Origin of the sequence: Nocardioides piscis (assembly GCF_011300215.1) — a bacterium.
Classification (GTDB): domain Bacteria; phylum Actinomycetota; class Actinomycetes; order Propionibacteriales; family Nocardioidaceae; genus Nocardioides; species Nocardioides piscis.
This window is the reverse complement of the sequence record NZ_CP049866.1, coordinates 2,265,460-2,282,506: the sequence shown is the minus strand read 5'-3', so window position 1 is coordinate 2,282,506 and position 17,047 is coordinate 2,265,460. Positions and strand designations below refer to the sequence as shown.

Here is a 17,047-nt window from a genome sequence, read left to right as displayed (position 1 = left end):
TTCAGGACTCGCAGGCGGTGAGCGCGCTCTTCTTCAGGGCAGGTCCCTTGGTGACCAGCTTGCCGCTGTCGATGCCGAAGCCCCGCTGCCAGTCCGAGTGGAGCCCGGTCTTGTCGTACTCCCCCGCCTGGTCACCGACCAGGCTGAAGCGCAAGGTCATCGGCACGTCGGAGACCGCGGCCTTGCCCTTGACGGTGCCGATCGGCTTGCCGTTGAGGAACCAGGTGATGTGGCGCTTGGACACCTCGACGGCCACCGCGGGCGAGCTGTGGATGACGCTCGGGATGCTCTTGGAACCGGTCCACTGCGCGGTGTCGGCCTTGGCCCCGAAGCTCATGCTCGTGCCGTGGGCCGAGACCTCGGCGACGGTGATGTTGCGTCGACCACAGGCGTAGTCGGCCGCCCTGTCGGGCACCAGCTCGACCAGCACCCTGAAGTCCGTGGAGCTCGACTCCCCGCTGGTCAGTCGCACGCGCGTCTCCCACCTGCCATACGCGCGTGCGCTGTCCATCAGGGTGGCGCGGGTGGTGCCGAAGTCGCCGGGGCCGCTGCGGTTGCGCTGGCTGTCGAGATAGAGCCCGCCGTTGTGCTTGCTGACCCGTCCGGCGCCGTCGGCGTAGTCGAGCCACCAGCCGTCGCGGTCCGAGCCCAGGTCGGCCGGGCTGGTCAGGGACTGGCCGGCCTCCCAGGTGTAGTCCGACAGGATCGGGTACCAGCCGTACTTGCTGCTGGCGGTGGCCGAGGCGGCGCCGGCGCCGCGCCGCGCGCTCGGGGCAGCGAGGGCGACGGCGCGAGCCGACGTGGTGGCGACCTTGCCCTGCTTGGGCGAACGGGCCTGCTCGGGTGCGGGTGCGCTGGCCAGCACGTTCACGTACGCCGGGAAGGACTGGATCCAGCCGATGCGGTTGGCGCCCGAGCTGATCTCGTCGGCGACCACTCGCACGACCGTGACACCGGCGGGAAGACTGACGCCAGGGAAGGCACCGTTCCCGTCGGCGCCGACCGATGACCTGCCCAGGTCCTCCCAGCTGTCGCCGTCGAGGCGCCGCTGCAGGGTGAGGCCGCGACCGACGAAGACCGGGGCGCCGTCCACCGTCGCGTCGGCCATGACGGTGAAGGGCTCACCGGCGACTGCCTGGTTGTGGTCCAGGCCGTAGTCGGGGTTGGTCCCCTCGACCCACGTCGTGACGTCCTGGAGCCGGGCGTTGAACGACACCGGCGGGGTCGCGCGCTTGCCCGAGACCACGCGGTAGCGGATGCCGAACATCGACGGCGCCTGGAACTGGAAGCTGAAGCTGCCGTCGGCCAAGGTCTTGGCACCGGAGAAACCGCGCACGCCGAACCAGTTGTCGCCGGGTCGGTTCATGTGAAGCTGCAGGGTGACCTTGCGCTTGCCAGAGGTTCCGATGTTGCCCGAGAAGGTGATCGCCTGACCACCGACGTAGGAGCTGGGACTGGTGGTCAGCGACGCCGTGCCACGCAGCTGCAGGGAGCTGGCGCGCGCGTCAGCGGTCTCCACCGTCGAGGCGACGGCAGGCGCCATCGTCAGGACGAGTCCGCAGGCGGCCAGGGCAAGGGCGGTTCGAGAGTGCAGCACCCCAGAAAGTTAGGTCGTCGCGCGCGATCTCGTGGCGAAACGAACGAACTTCACCCCTGTGGGGGGCGCCGGCGGCTCAGAGCGCTTCCAGGAGGACGTCGGCGGCTGCATAGGGATCGGTGGCGCCCGCTGCGACCCGGGCTGCGAGGCCGTCGAGCTCGGAGCGGGCGTGGACATCGGCCCACTGGCTGCGCAACCGGGTGAGGGCGATGGCCTCGATCTCGTCGCGTGCGCGGCGCGTACGGCGGACGTCGAGCTCACCGCTGTCGCGCAGCCACGCGAGGTGGCGGTCGAGCTCGTGGGCCACCTCGTCGAGGCCCTCCCCCTTGGCCGCGACCGTCTTCACGATCGGCGGCCTCCAGGCCCCGTCGCGTCGCTGGGCCAGGGCAAGCATCGAGCGCAGGTCGCGGCGGACCCGGTCGGCGCCCTCGCGGTCCGCCTTGTTGACGACGTAGACGTCACCGATCTCCAGGATCCCTGCCTTCGCCGCCTGGATGCCGTCGCCCATCCCGGGTGCCAGCAGGACCAGGGTGGTGTCGGCGAGGCCGGCGATCTCGACCTCGCTCTGGCCGACCCCGACGGTCTCGACCAAGATCACGTCGAAGCCGGCGGCGTCGAGCACCCGTAGGGCCTGGGGCGTGGTCCAGGACAGTCCGCCGAGGTGACCGCGCGAGGCCATCGATCGGATGAAGACGTCCGGATCGAGGGCGTGGTCCTGCATCCGGACCCGGTCACCCAGCAACGCTCCGCCCGAGAACGGCGAGGAGGGGTCGATCGCCAGCACTCCGACCCGCTTGCCGGCCTTGCGCAGCTCGGCGACCAGGGCGTTGGTGGAGGTGGACTTGCCCACTCCCGGTGAACCGGTGATGCCCACGACATGCGCATTTCCCGCATGGGGGCGAGCGACGCCATCACCTCGCGGAGCAGCGGCGACTCGTCCTCCACGAGGGAGATCAGGCGCGCGACGGCACTGGCGTGGCCGTCGCGCGCCCGGGAGACCAGGTCGGGGACCGAGGCGGGTGACCGCCTGCGGGTCACGCCTGCGGGACCCGGATGATCAGCGCGTCGCCCTGACCGCCACCGCCGCAGAGCGCAGCAGCACCGACACCGCCGCCGCGGCGCTTGAGCTCGTGGGCCAGGTGGAGGACGATCCGGGCACCCGACATGCCGACCGGGTGACCGAGGGCGATCGCGCCACCGTTGACGTTGACCTTGTCCTGCGAGACGCCCAGCTGGCGGGCAGACTCGATGCCGACCGCGGCGAACGCCTCGTTGAGCTCGAACAGGTCGATGTCGGAGACTGCGATGCCTTCCTTCTCGACCGCCTTCTCGATCGCCCGCGCCGGCTGGAGCTGGAGCGTGGAGTCGGGGCCGGCGACCTGGCCGGACGCGCCGATCTCGGCCAGCCAGGTGAGGCCGAGCTCCTCGGCCTTGGCCTTGCTCATGACCACCACGGCGCAGGCGCCGTCGGAGATCTGCGAGGCCGAGCCGGCGGTGATGGTGCCATCCTTGGACACCGGGCGCAGACCGGCGAGCGACTCGACGGTGGTGTCGCCACGCACGCCCTCGTCCTGGGAGACGGTGACGTCGCCCTTGCGCGAGCGGATCGTGACCGGGACCACCTCGTCGTCGAAGAGGCCGTTCTTCCAGGCAAGCGCAGCGCGCTGGTGGGACTCTGCGGAGAACGCGTCCTGCTCCTCGCGGGAGAGGTTCTGGCCGGCGGCGTTGCAGCCGTCGGTCAGGTTGATCATCGCCTGGCTGGTGAACTGGTCGTAGAGGGCGTCGTAGGCCATGGAGTCGACCAGTCCGGTGTCGCCGTACTTGAAGCCCTCCCGGCTCTTCTGCAGCAGGTGCGGGGCCTGGGTCATCGACTCCATGCCGCCGGCCACGATGACGTCGTGCTCACCGGCGCGGATCAGCTGGTCGGCCATGGCGATCGCGTTGATGCCGGAGAGGCACACCTTGTTGATGGTGATCGCGGGCACGTTCATCGGGACGCCGCCCTTGACCGCCGCCTGGCGGGCGGTGATCTGACCCGCGCCGGCCTGGATGACCTGGCCCATGATCACGTAGTCGACCTGGTCGCCCGAGACGCCCGCCTTGTCGAGGGCACCGGCAATGGCGACACCGCCGAGGTCGGCCGCGGACTGGTCCTTGAGTCCACCGAGAAGGCGACCGATGGGGGTACGAGCCCCGGCGACAATGACAGAAGTGGACATGAGAGCTGCCTCCAGAGGATCAGGGGTGAGTGCTGTCGACGATACCGCCGGGTGTCTCACGCTGCGCCCGGGGTGGCCACGAGCGAGACGCCTCGGTCACGATGTCCTCATGACCGCGTCACTCGACATCCCAGCGCACCTGTTCACCGCGATCGACCACGTCGGGATCGCCGTCCCGGACCTGGACGAGGCGATCGCCTACTACCGCGACACCTTCGGCCTGCACGTCGCCCACGAGGAGACCAACGAGGAGCAAGGGGTGCGGGAGGCGATGCTGGCCGTGGGCGAGTCCGGATCGCACATCCAGCTGCTGGCACCGCTCAACGACGACTCCACGATCGCCAAGTTCATCGCCCGCTCCGGCCCCGGGATGCAGCAGCTGGCCTACCGCGTGACCGACGTCGAGGCGGTCTCGGCGATCCTGCGCGAGCGAGGTGTGCGGCTTCTCTACGACGCACCCAAGCGTGGCACCTCGGACAGCCGGATCAACTTCATCCACCCCAAGGACGCGGGCGGGGTCCTCGTGGAGCTCGTCGAACCGGCCAGCGCGCACTAGGAACCCACTAGGAACCCACCAGGAACCCACTAGGAACTACGTCACACCCGACACCACACCACGTTACTCACGGGTATCTTGACCCGCGATCGCCCCCGAGCCCCAGTAGGAGACATCAGTGCAGAACATCCTGGAAGCCATCCAGTCCGGCAACGCGAGCTCGGAGGACTTCGCGAACCTCGAGCTCCCCGACCACTACCGCGCCGCCTACGTCTCCAAGGACGACGTGGACATGTTCGAGGGCCTGACCACCAAGGAGAAGGACCCCCGCAAGTCGCTGCACGTCGGTGACGTGGCGCTGCCCGAGCTCGGCCCCGGCGAGGCCTACGTCGCAGTGATGGCCTCGGCCATCAACTACAACACCGTGTGGACCTCGATCTTCGAGCCTGTCTCGACCTTCGGCTTCCTCGAGCGCTACGGCCGAGTCTCCGAGCTCACCAAGCGTCACGACCTGCCCTACCACGTCGTGGGCTCGGACCTGTCCGGCGTCGTGCTCAAGACCGGCATGGGCGTCAACAACTGGAAGCCCGGCGACGAGGTCGTCGCCCACTGCCTCTCCGTCGACCTCGAGGGCCCCGACGGCCACAACGACACCATGCTCGACACCGAGCAGCGCATCTGGGGCTTCGAGACCAACTTCGGCGGCCTCGCCCACATCGCCCTGGTCAAGTCCAACCAGCTGATGCCCAAGCCCGACCACCTCACCTGGGAAGAAGCAGCCGCACCCGGCCTCGTCAACGCCACCGCCTACCGCCAGCTGGTCTCCGCCAACGGCGGCAACATGAAGCAGGGCGACAACGTCCTGATCTGGGGCGCCTCCGGCGGCCTCGGCGGCTTCGCCACGCAATACGTCCTCAACGGCGGCGGCACCCCCATCTGCGTGGTCTCCAACGAGGAGAAGGCCGCCATCGCGCGGTCGATGGGCGCCGAGCTGATCATCAACCGCTCCGAAGAGGCCTACAAGTTCTGGAACGACGAGAACACCAAGCAGGACCCGAAGGAGTGGAAGCGCTTCGGCGCCAAGATCCGCGAGCTCACCGGCGGCGAGGACATCGACATCGTCTTCGAGCACCCCGGCCGCGAGACCTTCGGCGCGTCCGTGTTCGTCACCCGCAAGGGCGGCGTCATCACCACCTGTGCCTCCACCAGTGGCTACATGCACGAGTACGACAACCGCTACCTGTGGATGAACCTCAAGCGGATCATCTCCAGCCACTTCGCCAACTACCGCGAGTCGTGGGAGGCCAACCGCCTCATCGCCCAGGGCAAGATCCACCCGACCCTGTCGCAGACCTACACCCTCGACGAGGTCGGCCAGGCCACCCTCGACGTCCACAAGAACGCCCACCAGGGCAAGGTCGGCGTGCTCTGCCTCGCCCCCGAAGAGGGCCTCGGCGTCCGCAACCCCGAGATGCGCGCCAAGCACGAGGACGCCATCAACCGGTTCCGCGGCGTCTGAGCCTGCGCAGCGAGGAACGAGCGGAGCAGGCGACAGCGCCCTCGATCCGCGTCTGAGCCTGCGCAGCGAGGAACGAGCGGAGCGGGCGACAGCGCCCTCGATCCGCGTCTGAGCCAGACTCATCACACCCCGGCCGCGGCTCGTCCGCGAGCCGGGGTGTGTTTGTTCTCGGCCGTGCGACAAACTGGGGTGCACGCCGACGTACGAGTCCATAGAACGACGCAGAGAGTGGGTGCTCCACGCATGAGCAGCGACCAGGGCCTGTCCATCTTCGATGAAGAGCCGGACGCCGAGGAACCTGACTCCGAGGGTGTCGACACCGAGGGGCCCGCGACCTCGTCGAACGCCGGCGAGAAGACGCAGGTGATGCCGACGGTGCCGAAGGAGCCTGTGGCCAGCGCCCCGGCCGCCCAGGCGTCCTCACCCAGCACCAGCACCAGCACCAGCACCGCAGCCTCGACCGCACCGACCCCCACCGGCGCGACAGCCGTGTCGGCTTCTCGACCCAGCCCCGTCGCGGGCGCGGTCGCCGCACTCCCGATCGTCCGGCGAGGCGGCTATGACAAGGCAGCGGTCGACCAGCGGATCAATCAGCTCGCCAGCGAGAAGTCCGGGCTCAGCAGCAGCTTGAGCGCCTCCGAGCAGCGCGTGCTCGAGCTGGAGTCCCAGCTCACCTCGCTGCGAGCCGAGCTCGACGAGAACAAGAACCCCTCCTATGCCGGCCTCGGCGGTCGAGCGACCTCCATGCTCAAGCTGGCCGAGGAGGAGGCAGCGGACGTCCGCGAGGCGGCCGCCCGCGATGCCGAGGAGATCCGGAGCCAGGCGGCCCGGGACGCGAAGGCGATGCGGGCCGACGCCGCACGTGAGGCCGACGACATGCGCCTCGTCCAGCTGCAGGAGCTCGAGGAGACGCGCGCCCGGATGCTGGCCGACGCCGAGCAGGACCGCAACCTGGCCAGGAGCGAGGCCGAAGACGTGCTCGCCAGCTCTCGTCGCGAGGCCGACCAGGTGCGGCTGGCGGCGCAGCAGGAGTCCAACGAGCTGCTCACCACGGCCAGGCGCGAGGCCGAGCAGGCCCGGGCGGCTGCTGACCGCGAGGTGCAGGAGGCGCGTCGCACGCTCGCTGTCGAGAAGGAGCGGCTCGCCCGCGAGGCGGCCGATCACCACTCCAACGCGACCGCCGAGACCCAGCGCCTGGTCCAGGAGGCCGAGGAGCGGGCGACGGCTGCCGAGCAGCGCGCCCGGGAGGCGACCACCCAGGCCAACACCCACCGCCAGCAGGCCCAGACCGAGTCCGAGGCACTGCTCTCCCGCGCCAGGCGCGAGGCCGAGCAGATCGTCGCCTCGGCGACGACCCAGGCCGACTCGATCGCCGTGAGCGGCACTGCCGAGGCAGAGCGCGAGCTCGCCGCCATCCGCGCCGAGGTCGACCGGATGACCAAGCGTCGCGACGCGGTGGCTGCCCAGCTGGGAGCCCTGCGTGACGTGGTCGCCGGGTTCGTCGAGGACGAGTCCTGAGCTGGCTCGAGCGGCTGCGGTCGCGACGGGAGTCGCGGCCGCGCCCTCGACCTGCCCCCGAGACCTCCAGCCGGGTCGAGGTGGACGAGCCCGTCGCCACCCCGAGGGAACCTGACACCACCCCGGTGCTGCTGCGCCACTCTCCCTTCAACATCGGCTTCTTCGCCGCCCTCGGGGCCCTGCTTGCCGTCTTCTTGAGCGAGCAGCTGCTGAGCATCTCCTCGGTGCTCGTCCTGCTCGTGCTGGCGATGTTCCTGGCCATCGGCCTCAACCCCACGGTCGAGTGGTTCATGGCCAAGGGCACCCGCCGCGGGGTGGCGGTGGTGCTGGTGCTGTTCGTCGTGATCTCGGTGATGGTCCTCTTCGGCGTCGCCGTCGCGCCGGTGATCAGCGACCAGATCACCCTGATCACCCAGAACTCCCCGGGCTGGCTCCAGGACCTGGAGCGCAACGCAACCGTCCAGAAGCTCGACGAGCGGTTCGGGGTGATCGAGCGCGCACAGGACTACGTCTCCAACGGCGACTTCGGCCAGCGGGTCTTCGGCGGCGCCCTCGGCGTCGGCCTCGCAGTGCTCTCCGCCGTGGCCAACGCCTTCATCGTGATCGTGCTGATGATCTACTTCCTGGCCTCGCTGCCGAGCATCAAGGAAGCCGGCTTCCGACTCGCTCCGGCCTCGAAGCGGGCGCGCGTGCGTGACCTCGGTGATCGGATCATCAGGTCCACGGGCGCCTACGTCTCGGGTGCGGTCCTGGTGTCGATCTTCGCCGGTGTGAGCACCTTGATCTTCACGTTCGTCGTCGGCCTGGGCGACTACGCCTTCGCCCTGGCCTTCATCGTCGGCCTGCTGTCGTTGATCCCCGTCGTCGGTGCCGTGGTGTCGGGCATCATCATCACCGCGCTCGCGCTGACCATCTCACCGACGATCGCGATCGTCACCGGCATCTACTACCTGCTCTACCAGCAGATCGAGTCCTACGTCATCCTGCCCAGGATCATGAAGCGGTCGGTCGACATCCCCGGCTCGGTGACGGTCATCGCGGCCCTGCTCGGCGGCAGCCTGATGGGCATCATCGGAGCACTGCTCGCCGTACCCGTGGCCGCCGCGGTGCTCCTGCTCCACCGCGAGGTCTTCCTCAAGCGCCAGGACGCGCGCTGAGCGACGACCGCTCGGGAGGGGCTCGACCGCCACGCTGTCGGTGCCCTCCCCCAGCTTGACCACCACCACGCCACACAGCACGAACAGGCCACCGGCCAGCTGGACACCTCGGGGCAGCTCGCCCAGCAGGAGCCAGGCGAAGACCAGGGCCATCAGCACCTCGAGCAGTGCCACGAACGAGGACAGGCGCGAGCCCAGGCGGCGACCGGCCGCGATGCCGGTCACATAGGCGATCGCGGCGGTGACCAGGCCGAGGGTGAGGACGGGGAGCCACCACGGCACCGCACGGCCGTCATAGACGACGTCGAGCGTGCTGACCCGCATCGGCAGCACGCCGGCCCATCCCGCGGCCAGGAGCGCGGCACCGCCGACGACCAGCCCGGCCGCAGCGAGCGTGATGGGCGGCAACCCGTTCTCGGTGTCCGCACCGATGACGAAGTATGTCGCTGCGCCGACCATCGCTCCCAGCGCCCACAGCACGCCCGCGGTGCTGAGGTCGACCCCGGACACGACGTCGAGCACCAGGACGAGGCCCACGGACGCGATCACCGCTCCCAGCACCGTGACCCGGTTGGGCCGGTGCCCGTGCCGCAGCCACAGCCACGCCACGACGGCCACTGGCGCGGTGTACTCGATGAGCAGCGCGACACCGACCTGCAGGTGGCCGACGGCATAGAAGTAGCACAGCTGGGTGCCCGCCACGGCCGCGATGCCATAGAGGACCACGGTCGGGCTGCTGGCGCGCAGCAGGTGCCAGCGGCCCCTCAGGGCGAGCACACCGGGCACGACGAGGACCAGCGCCGCGATCCCGACGCGGGCGGCGACCGCCGAGCCCGCCGTCCACCCCGCGTCGAGCAGTCCGCGGGCGAGCGCGCCTGAGAGTCCGAAGGTGGTCGCGGACACCACCGCGAACGCCAGCCCGCTGACCGTGCGAGAGCTCCTGTCATGAGTCATGATGCGCATGACTCATGACAGTAGGCGAGTTCTTGGTAAGGTGTCAACGTGGTTTTCACTCATGACACCGCGGCGGCGCTCCAGTCGGCCGTCGCCCTGGTCAACACCGCCGACCACCCGGACACCCTCACCACCGTCGAGGCGCTGGCCGAGTTCTATGCCGAGCACGAATACTCCGGGGGCCACGCCCGGGACGAGGCGGAGCTCGAGGCGGTGCGCGCGGTCCGCGCGCCGGTGCGCGAGCTCCTCACCTCGCACCGGGACGCCGCGGTGGAGCTCGTCAACACGATCCTGGCCGACGCCGTCGCCGTACCCCGCCTCGTCCGCCACGACCGGCTCGACTGGCACATCCACGCCATCGCCGACGAGGCGCCGCTGGCTGAGCGGATCATGGTGGAGACGGCAATGGCGATGATCGACGTCATCCGGGCCGACGAGCTCAACCGGCTCGCCACGTGCGCCGCCGACGACTGCGCCGGACTCGTGCTCGACCTGTCCCGCAACCGGTCCCGGCGCTACTGCTCGACCGGCTGCGGCAACCGCGAGGCCGTCGCGGCCTACCGAGCGCGCCAGCGGGCCTAGTCGACGAAGCGCCGGAGCACCTCGAGGACGACCTCCGGCCGCTCGGAGTGCACCCAGTGGCCGGCGTCCTTGACGGTCACCCGGCGCACCAGCGGGAAGTGTCGTTCCATGGCCGGGGCATGTTCGTCGAGGACGTAGTCGGAGTTGGCTCCGCCGATCCAGAGCACCGGCCCGTCATAGTGCTCGTCGGTCTCGGGCCAGCCGCCCAGGGCGTCGAGCTCGTTCCCCAGCAGCTCGAGGTTGAGCTGCCAGCGCCAGCCGTCGCCGTCCCGGCGCAGGTTCTGCAGCAGGAAGGAGCGCACCGTCCGGTTGGGTACGGCGGGCGCCAGAGCCGTGTCGGCATCGCCCCGGCTCTCGATCGACCCGAGGTCCAGCTCACGCATCGCCTGGATGAAGTCGGCGAACTCTCCTCGCCCGGTCTCATAGCTCACGGGAGACACGTCCACCACCGCGAGCCTCTCGACGAGCTCGGGGTGGCGCAGCGCCAGCATCATCGCTGCCTTTCCCCCCATCGAGTGGCCGACCAGGGCCACCGGGTCGTCGGCCGTGAACAGCTCGGCGACGGCGTCGGCCATGTCCGGGTAGGACAGCGTCTGGGTCCACCCCGACTCCCCGTGGTTGGGCATGTCGATCAAGGTGACGCGGTGATCGGCCGCGAGCGCTTTGCCGATCTGCGTCCAGTTCCGGCCCTGACCGAAGAGTCCGTGGCAGAAGGCGATCCGGGAGCCGCGCTCACCGAGCTCGGTGACCTGAAGTGATGGGGCCGGCACGTCAGAAGTCGAACCCGTCGAACATCCCGCCGATGCCGTCACCGATGCCCCCGAACATGTCGCCGATCCCCTCGCCGATCGCGCCGATCCCTTCGCCGAGGCCGTCGAAGCCCCCGCCGAAGAGCATGCCCATGAACATCCAGTCCATCGGGCCGAAGCCGCCGAAGTAGCCCTGGGCATAGGGCTGGTAGGCACGGCCACCCTGCCAGTAGGGGACCCGGCGCGAGCCCACCATCACCTTGCGGATGTCGGGCTCGGCGCCGACGCGGACCCGCTCTGCATCGAGCTGGCAGGCGGGAACGTCGCGCCGGGTGCCGCCGGGCGGCACGTAGGGAACGTCGGCCACGGACATCCCGTGGCGCGGGTCGAAGAAGCAGGGCGGGCGTCGGGTCGGCAGGGGCAGGCCCTCGACGCGAGCACGCACGCACGCCATGGCATAGCGGCCGTCCTCGAGGATCTCGGTCACGTGCCGGATGTCGTCGGGGCGGCTCATGCTCGCCGCCGCGGCCTTCGACGCCTCGTAGGCGTCGAGGGCCCGCTGGTAGTCGGCGTTCTCCCCGGCTCCCAGGTCGCGGCCGGCCATGTCGATGTCGAGCTCCTGGAGCTCGACACCCAGGGCCGTGACGTCTTCCTCGGCGAGCCTCTTCACCGGCTGCAGGTCGGCCTCGAGCTTGGCCGCCTCGCGCTTCTTGGCGGTCATCCCCGCGCCCACAGCAGCAGCGGCGAGCCCGCCCAGGAGCCCGAGCAGCAGCACCATCTCCACCATGCGGCCAGCCTACGCGGACGCCCTGACCGCCTCGCTCAGCCGTGTCGCCAGCGCGGATGCCGCCGCCGCCAGCTCGGGCGGGTGGACGAACTCGCACTCCAGACCCGTCATCACGCAGTAGAAGGCGAGGTGGTCGAGCGAGTCGGCACTGGCCTCGAGCAGCGTGGTGGACGCGTCGATGGCCGTGAGCGTCACCCACCGGTCGTCGATCCGGCTGGACACCTCCTCCAGGCTCGCGTTGATCCGCACCTGCGCATGACTGCTGTATGGCGCACGGCTGATCGCGTCCTTGACGAACTCGACCGGGTCCGGGTGGTCGCGCGGCTTGAACCGCCAAGTCGAGGCCGCGACCGACCGCATCCGGTCGAGCCGGAAGGTCCGCCAGTCCTCGCGATCGACGCACCACGCCATGAGGTACCACCGGCGCCCCGTGGCCACCAGCCGGATCGGCTCGACCCACCGCTCGGTGGCGGCACCGTCGCGGGCGTCGTAGCCGAAGCGGACCCGGATCAGGTCTCGACACGCCTTGGCCAGCGTGAGGAGCACGTCGCCGTCGACGAGGTCGGTGTTGCTCCTGAGCGTCTCGGTGGACTGGTGGATCGCCTTGACCTCCGAGCGCAGCCGGGGTGGCATCACCTGGTCGAGCTTGGCCAGCGTGCTCAGCGCAGCCTCGCTCGCGCCCGTCACCGTGCCACCAGCGGCCAGGCGCAGCGAGACGGCGATGGCGACCGCCTCCTCGTCGTCGAGGAGAAGAGGCGGCAGGTCCCTTCCCTGACCCAGCTGGTAGCCGCCGCCCAGGCCCTGGGTGGCATGCACCGGATAGCCGAGACCGCGCAGCCGCTCGACGTCGCGCCGGATGCTGCGGGTGGTGACGCCCAGTCGCTCGGCGAGCTCCGGGCCGGTCCACACCGGGCGCTGCTGGAGCAGGGACAGCAGCCGCAGGACCCGGGCCGTGGTGTCGCTCATGCCCGCCATCGTGGCAGAGACAGCGGACCGTTCCTGTCCGCTTGCCCGGGGCATGCTGTCTCCATGACCGCTGAGATCCAGGTGACCTTCGACGCGCACGATCCACGCAGGCTCGGCCTGTTCTGGCGTGAGGTGCTCGACTACGCCGTCGATCCCCCGCCCGGCAGCGACATCGACGACCCGATCGAGACCGCGGATGCCTGGCTGGCCCTGCTGAGCGAGATGGGGGTCCCGGAGGAGTTCCACAACTCCGCGTTCGGGATCATCGATCCGGCCGGCCGGGGACCACGGTTGTTCTTCCAGCAGGTCCCGGAGGAGAAGACGACCAAGAACCGGGTGCACGTCGACGTGCGTGCCGCTCCCGGGCTCAGGGGTGACGCGCGGATGGCGGCCCTGGAGGCCGAGTGCGCACGACTCGTCGCCCTGGGTGCGAGCCGGGAGCGGCGCTGCGAGCCCGACGGACGGATGAGCGACGGCTTCATCGTGATGTCCGACCCGGAAGGCAACGAGTTCTGCCTGGACTGACCCGGCAAGCGGCGATCAGCGCGTGGTGTAGTCGCGGAAGCCGCGCTTGGTCTTGCGTCCGAGGTAGCCGGCCGTGACGAGGTGCTCGAGCAGCGGGGCCGGCGCGAAACCGGGTTCACGGAACTCGAGGTAGAGCTCGCGCTGGATCGCGAGCGAGACGTCGTTGCCGACGACGTCGAGGAGCTCGAAGGGCCCCATCGGCAGCGCGCAGCCCTGCTTCATCGCCGTGTCGATGTCGTCCGCGGTCGCGTAGTGCGCCTCGAGCATCTTCACGGCGTCGTTGAGATAGGGGAAGAGCAGCGCATTGACGATGAACCCGGCGCGGTCGCCGCACGAGACGGCGACCTTGCCGAGCCGGTCGCACACGGCACGCACGGTCTCTGCCACGTCCTCGGCCGTCGACACGGTCGAGACCACCTCGACCAGCTTCATGATCGGCGCGGGGTTGAAGAAGTGCATCCCGATCACGTCGCCTGGGCGATCGGTCGCCGTCGCCAGCTCGATGACGGGCAGGGACGAGGTGGTGGTCGCCAGGATCGCGCCCGGCTTGCAGATCTCGTCGAGGTTCTCGAACAGCGTGGTCTTGATCCGCAGGTCCTCCGCGATCGCCTCGACCACCAGGTCGACCTGTGCGAGGTCGTCCAGCGAGGTCGTCCCGGTCAGCCGGCCCAGCACCTCGTCCCTGGTCGCCTCGTCGAGCTTGCCTCGCTGCAGGGCCTTGTCCAGGGACTTCTCGATCGTGGCCCGGACGCCCTCGACCTTGGCGGCCGAGCGTCCGACGTAGACGACGTCGAAGCCGCCCTTGGCGAAGACCTCGACGATGCCGGCGGCCATCGTGCCGGTTCCGACGACGCCGACGGTCCGGACAGACCGCACGAGCTGCGGCTGGTCATCGGCCGACGGCGTCTTGTCGTCGGCGACCACGACCGGGCTGTCCTCGCGCTCATAGGTGTAGAACCCGCGGCCGGACTTGCGACCCAGCAGGCCGGCACTCACCATCTGGCGCAGGACCGGCGCCGGCGCGTGGAGGCGGTCGCGGCCCTGCTTGTACATCGTGTCGAGGATCTCGTAGGCCGTGTCGAGCCCGATCAGGTCGAGCAGCGCGAGCGGACCCATGGGATAGCCGCAGCCGAAGCGCATGGCGGCGTCGATGTCCTCGCGGGTGGCGTACTTGCTCTCGAACATCGAGGCGGCGTGGTTGAGGTAGCCGAAGAGGAGCGTGTTGGCGATGAAGCCGGCCTTGTCGCCACAGATGACCGGGTTCTTGCCGAGCGTGCCGACCAGGCCCTCGACGTCGGCGAGCACGGCCGGCTCGGTGACGACCGTCCGGACGATCTCCACGAGGTTCTGGACCGGAGCAGGGTTGAAGAAGTGCACGCCCACGACCCGACCGGGGCGGGTGTTGGCGGTGGCGATCTCGGTGACGGGCAGCGAGGACGTGTTGGTGGCGAGGATCGTCTCGGGCTTCACGATGTCGTCGAGGCGACGGAAGAGGTCCTTCTTGACCTCGAGCGACTCCACGACCGCCTCCACCACGAAGTCGGCCTCCGCCAGGGCCGACAGGTCGGTGGCGAAGCTGATGCGGCCCAGGATCTCGGCCTGGTCCGCCTCGGACATCTTGCCGCGCGAGACCGCCCGGCCGGTGGAGTGGGTGAGGTGTCCGCACCCGCGCTCAACGGCCTCGTCGGTCAGCTCGATGCCGACCACGGCGAAGCCGTTGCGGGCGAAGACCTCGGCGATGCCCGCGCCCATGGTGCCCAGGCCGATGACACCGATGGTCTCGAACGTACGGCGGGTGGGCTCAGACGCGACAGAGGTCATGCCTCGCATGATGGCATGACCTCTGTCCCTGCGGACCCCCTGGTGAGGGGGATCCGGACGGTTCAGCTGTAGTCGTGGAAGCCCTTGCCGGTCTTGCGGCCCAGGTGGCCGTCCTCGACCACCTTGACGAGGGCACCGGCGGGCTCGAAGGCCGGGTCGCCGAACTCGGCGTACAGCTCCTTCTGGATCGCGAGCGACACGTCGTTGCCGACCACGTCGAGCAGCTCGAACGGACCCATCGGGAAGTTTGCGTGCTCCTTGATGGCCGCGTCGATCTCGGTGATCGTGGCCGCACCCGACTCGTGCAGCTTGACCGCGTCGTTGAGGTAGGGGAAGAGCAGGCAGTTGACGATGAAGCCGGAGCGGTCGCCGCAGGAGACGGCGACCTTGCCGACCTTCGCGCACAGGGCGCGGACCGTCTCGTCGACCTCGGGGCTGGTCAGGTCTGTCGTGACGACCTCGACGAGCTTCATCACCACAGCCGGGTTGAAGAAGTGCATGCCGATGACGTCCTGGGGCCGGGCGGTCGCCTTGGCGCACTCGCCGATCGGCAGTGAGGAGGTGGTGGTCGCGAGGATCGCGCCCGGCTTGCAGATCCGGTCGAGATCGGCGAAGAGCTCGAGCTTGATCTCGAGGTCCTCGGCGATCGCCTCGACGACGAGGTCGACGTCGGCGAGCGCCTCCCGGGCGGTGGCGCCGGTCAGTCGGCCCAGCACCTGCGTCTTGCCGGCCTCGTCGAGCTTGCCGCGCGAGATGGCCTTGTCCAGGGACTTGGAGATGAACGTCGTGACGCCGGCGATCTTGTCCTCGCCACGTCCGACGAACACCACGTCGAAGCCCGCCTGGGCGAAGACCTGGACGATGCCGGAAGCCATGGTGCCCGTGCCGACGACGCCCACCTTGGTGATGTCGTGGCGGAGCTCGGGAGCGTTGTCGTCACCCGCACCGTCGGCGCCGGCGATGTCGCGGCCCTGGGCCTGCAGCGTCGCCAGCGGACCGGTGGGATAGCCACATCCGAAGCGCATGGCGGCGTCGATGTCGGCAGCCGTCGCATAGCCGGACTCGAACATGCGCAGTGCGTGCTCGAGGTAGGGCTGGACGAGGCCGCTGCTGATCTCTTCGGGGCTGATCTGCCCGGTGGTGTGGTCGCTCATGGGCACGAGTGTGACATCAGGTCCTACCCGTGAGTAACCCTCTCGTTGGGCGAGATGCGTCACTGTGCGCGGCCCCGTTGTAGATTCGCGCCTCGTGAGGATCGTCGTTGCGCGCTGCCAGGTCGACTACGCGGGCCGCCTGACGGCGCACCTGCCGATGGCGACGCGGGTGTTGATGATCAAGGCAGACGGCTCGGTGCTCGTGCACTCCGACGGCGGCTCCTACAAGCCGCTGAACTGGATGTCACCGCCAGCCACCTTCCGCGAGGGGACGAGCGACGAGGGGCAGGTCGAGTGGACCGTCAGCGCCACCAAGTCGGACGACACGCTGCGCATCCTGATCGAGGAGGTGCACAGCGACTCCTCCCACGAGCTGGGGATCGACCCCGGCCTGCAGAAGGACGGCGTCGAGAAGCACCTGCAGGAGCTCCTCGCCGATCACCCGGCGTCGCTCGCCGAGGGCCTCAGCCTCGTACGCCGAGAGTTCCCGACCGCGATCGGACCGGTCGACCTGATGTGTCGTGACGAGGCCGGGCTGAGCGTGGCGGTGGAGGTCAAGCGGCGAGGCGACATCGACGGGGTCGAGCAGCTCACCCGCTACCTCGAGCTCCTCAACCGCGACCCGTTGCTGGTCGCTCGCGGCCCGGTGCGCGGGATCTTCGCCGCCCAGGAGATCAAGCCGCAGGCACGGGTGCTCGCCACCGACCGCGGCATCGCCTGTGCCGTGGTGGACTACGACGCCCTGCGCGGCATGGACGACGTCGAGAGCCGACTCTTCTAGGCGGCGAGCTTGCGCTTCCTGAGCTTCGCGACCTTCACCAGCTTGCGCTTGTGCACGGTGTAGCCCTCGGGGAGGGTGCCCTCCTGGAGCATGCGCAGGGGGCAGCGGTCGCACCGCGTCGCCGCGACGCAGCACTCCGTCTTCGGCAGCTTGGCGATCTCGCTGCCACGCTTTCGCTGGCCCATACCGGGCACTCTACTCCACGAAGGTTTGCCTAACCTA

At 69.6% G+C, this 17,047-nt stretch carries 16 protein-coding genes and 1 pseudogene; 7 read left to right on the top strand and 10 right to left on the bottom strand.

Annotated features, from left to right (window positions below):
- Window position 1: 1 nt before the first annotated feature.
- From G7071_RS11245 to G7071_RS11235, 3 genes are all read right to left on the bottom strand, one after another.
- On the bottom strand, window positions 2-1,597 hold the full coding sequence (locus G7071_RS11245; protein ID WP_166318661.1) for a hypothetical protein: 1,596 nt from the start codon (window positions 1,595-1,597) through the stop codon (window positions 2-4).
- A 76-nt stretch (window positions 1,598-1,673) separates the two neighbouring features.
- A complete protein-coding gene (meaB, locus tag G7071_RS11240) occupies window positions 1,674-2,471 on the bottom strand; it encodes a methylmalonyl Co-A mutase-associated GTPase MeaB (RefSeq protein WP_425489392.1) in 798 nt (265 codons plus the stop codon).
- A 160-nt stretch (window positions 2,472-2,631) separates the two neighbouring features.
- Complete coding sequence (locus G7071_RS11235; protein ID WP_166318658.1) at window positions 2,632-3,816, bottom strand: acetyl-CoA C-acetyltransferase; 1,185 nt, start codon at window positions 3,814-3,816, stop codon at window positions 2,632-2,634.
- A 109-nt stretch (window positions 3,817-3,925) separates the two neighbouring features.
- On the opposite strand from G7071_RS11235, the gene mce reads away from it, so the two are divergent.
- From mce to G7071_RS11215, 4 genes are all read left to right on the top strand, one after another.
- Entirely contained in the window at window positions 3,926-4,372 is a 447-nt protein-coding gene (gene mce / locus G7071_RS11230) for a methylmalonyl-CoA epimerase (protein WP_166318655.1), read from the top strand.
- A 118-nt stretch (window positions 4,373-4,490) separates the two neighbouring features.
- The gene (gene ccrA, locus G7071_RS11225) at window positions 4,491-5,831 is read left to right on the top strand and encodes a crotonyl-CoA carboxylase/reductase (protein ID WP_166318652.1); all 1,341 of its coding nucleotides are present in this window, start codon (window positions 4,491-4,493) and stop codon (window positions 5,829-5,831) included.
- Window positions 5,832-6,074: 243 nt separating this feature from the next.
- Complete coding sequence (locus G7071_RS11220; protein WP_166318649.1) at window positions 6,075-7,349, top strand: coiled-coil domain-containing protein; 1,275 nt, start codon at window positions 6,075-6,077, stop codon at window positions 7,347-7,349.
- 80 nt (window positions 7,350-7,429) lie between these two features.
- Window positions 7,430-8,506, top strand: coding sequence for an AI-2E family transporter (locus tag G7071_RS11215; RefSeq protein ID WP_166318646.1), 1,077 nt, complete (start codon window positions 7,430-7,432; stop codon window positions 8,504-8,506).
- A gap of 117 nt (window positions 8,507-8,623) precedes the next feature.
- On the opposite strand, the pseudogene G7071_RS11210 reads toward G7071_RS11215, so the two are convergent.
- A pseudogene (locus tag G7071_RS11210) lies at window positions 8,624-9,460 on the bottom strand (EamA family transporter); the annotation flags it as partial.
- A 48-nt stretch (window positions 9,461-9,508) separates the two neighbouring features.
- Here G7071_RS11210 and G7071_RS11205 point away from each other — a divergent pair.
- Window positions 9,509-10,042, top strand: a complete 534-nt coding sequence (locus G7071_RS11205) for a CGNR zinc finger domain-containing protein (RefSeq protein WP_166318643.1) — start codon at window positions 9,509-9,511, stop codon at window positions 10,040-10,042.
- On the opposite strand, the gene G7071_RS11200 is transcribed toward G7071_RS11205, so the two are convergent.
- The 3 genes from G7071_RS11200 to G7071_RS11190 are packed head-to-tail and all read right to left on the bottom strand — an operon-like array spanning window position 10,039 to window position 12,544.
- Entirely contained in the window at window positions 10,039-10,812 is a 774-nt protein-coding gene (locus G7071_RS11200; protein ID WP_166318640.1) for an alpha/beta fold hydrolase, read from the bottom strand. The two genes, G7071_RS11205 and G7071_RS11200, sit on opposite strands and share 4 nt — an antisense overlap.
- A 1-nt stretch (window position 10,813) precedes the next feature.
- Window positions 10,814-11,578 (bottom strand): hypothetical protein, encoded by a 765-nt coding sequence (locus G7071_RS11195; RefSeq protein WP_166318637.1) that lies wholly within the window; start codon window positions 11,576-11,578, stop codon window positions 10,814-10,816.
- Between the two features lie 9 nt (window positions 11,579-11,587).
- Entirely contained in the window at window positions 11,588-12,544 is a 957-nt protein-coding gene (locus G7071_RS11190; RefSeq protein ID WP_166318634.1) for a helix-turn-helix transcriptional regulator, read from the bottom strand.
- 63 nt (window positions 12,545-12,607) lie between these two features.
- Between G7071_RS11190 and G7071_RS11185 the strand changes: the two genes are divergently transcribed.
- Window positions 12,608-13,069: a VOC family protein gene (locus tag G7071_RS11185; RefSeq protein ID WP_166318631.1), complete on the top strand. Its 462-nt coding sequence runs from the start codon at window positions 12,608-12,610 to the stop codon at window positions 13,067-13,069.
- A gap of 15 nt (window positions 13,070-13,084) precedes the next feature.
- Here the strand turns inward: G7071_RS11185 and G7071_RS11180 are convergent, their stop codons facing one another.
- Both G7071_RS11180 and G7071_RS11175 read right to left on the bottom strand, forming a co-directional pair.
- Window positions 13,085-14,890 (bottom strand): 3-hydroxyacyl-CoA dehydrogenase family protein, encoded by a 1,806-nt coding sequence (locus G7071_RS11180; protein WP_166318628.1) that lies wholly within the window; start codon window positions 14,888-14,890, stop codon window positions 13,085-13,087.
- 62 nt (window positions 14,891-14,952) lie between these two features.
- Window positions 14,953-16,044 (bottom strand): 3-hydroxyacyl-CoA dehydrogenase family protein, encoded by a 1,092-nt coding sequence (locus G7071_RS11175; protein WP_166318625.1) that lies wholly within the window; start codon window positions 16,042-16,044, stop codon window positions 14,953-14,955.
- Window positions 16,045-16,138: 94 nt separating this feature from the next.
- Here G7071_RS11175 and nucS point away from each other — a divergent pair, with 94 nt between their 5' ends.
- The gene (gene nucS, locus G7071_RS11170; RefSeq protein WP_166318622.1) at window positions 16,139-16,825 is read left to right on the top strand and encodes an endonuclease NucS; all 687 of its coding nucleotides are present in this window, start codon (window positions 16,139-16,141) and stop codon (window positions 16,823-16,825) included.
- Here the strand turns inward: nucS and G7071_RS11165 are convergent.
- Window positions 16,822-17,010 (bottom strand): hypothetical protein, encoded by a 189-nt coding sequence (locus tag G7071_RS11165; protein WP_166318619.1) that lies wholly within the window; start codon window positions 17,008-17,010, stop codon window positions 16,822-16,824. The genes nucS and G7071_RS11165 overlap by 4 nt on opposite strands.
- Between the last annotated feature and the right edge of the window lie 37 nt (window positions 17,011-17,047).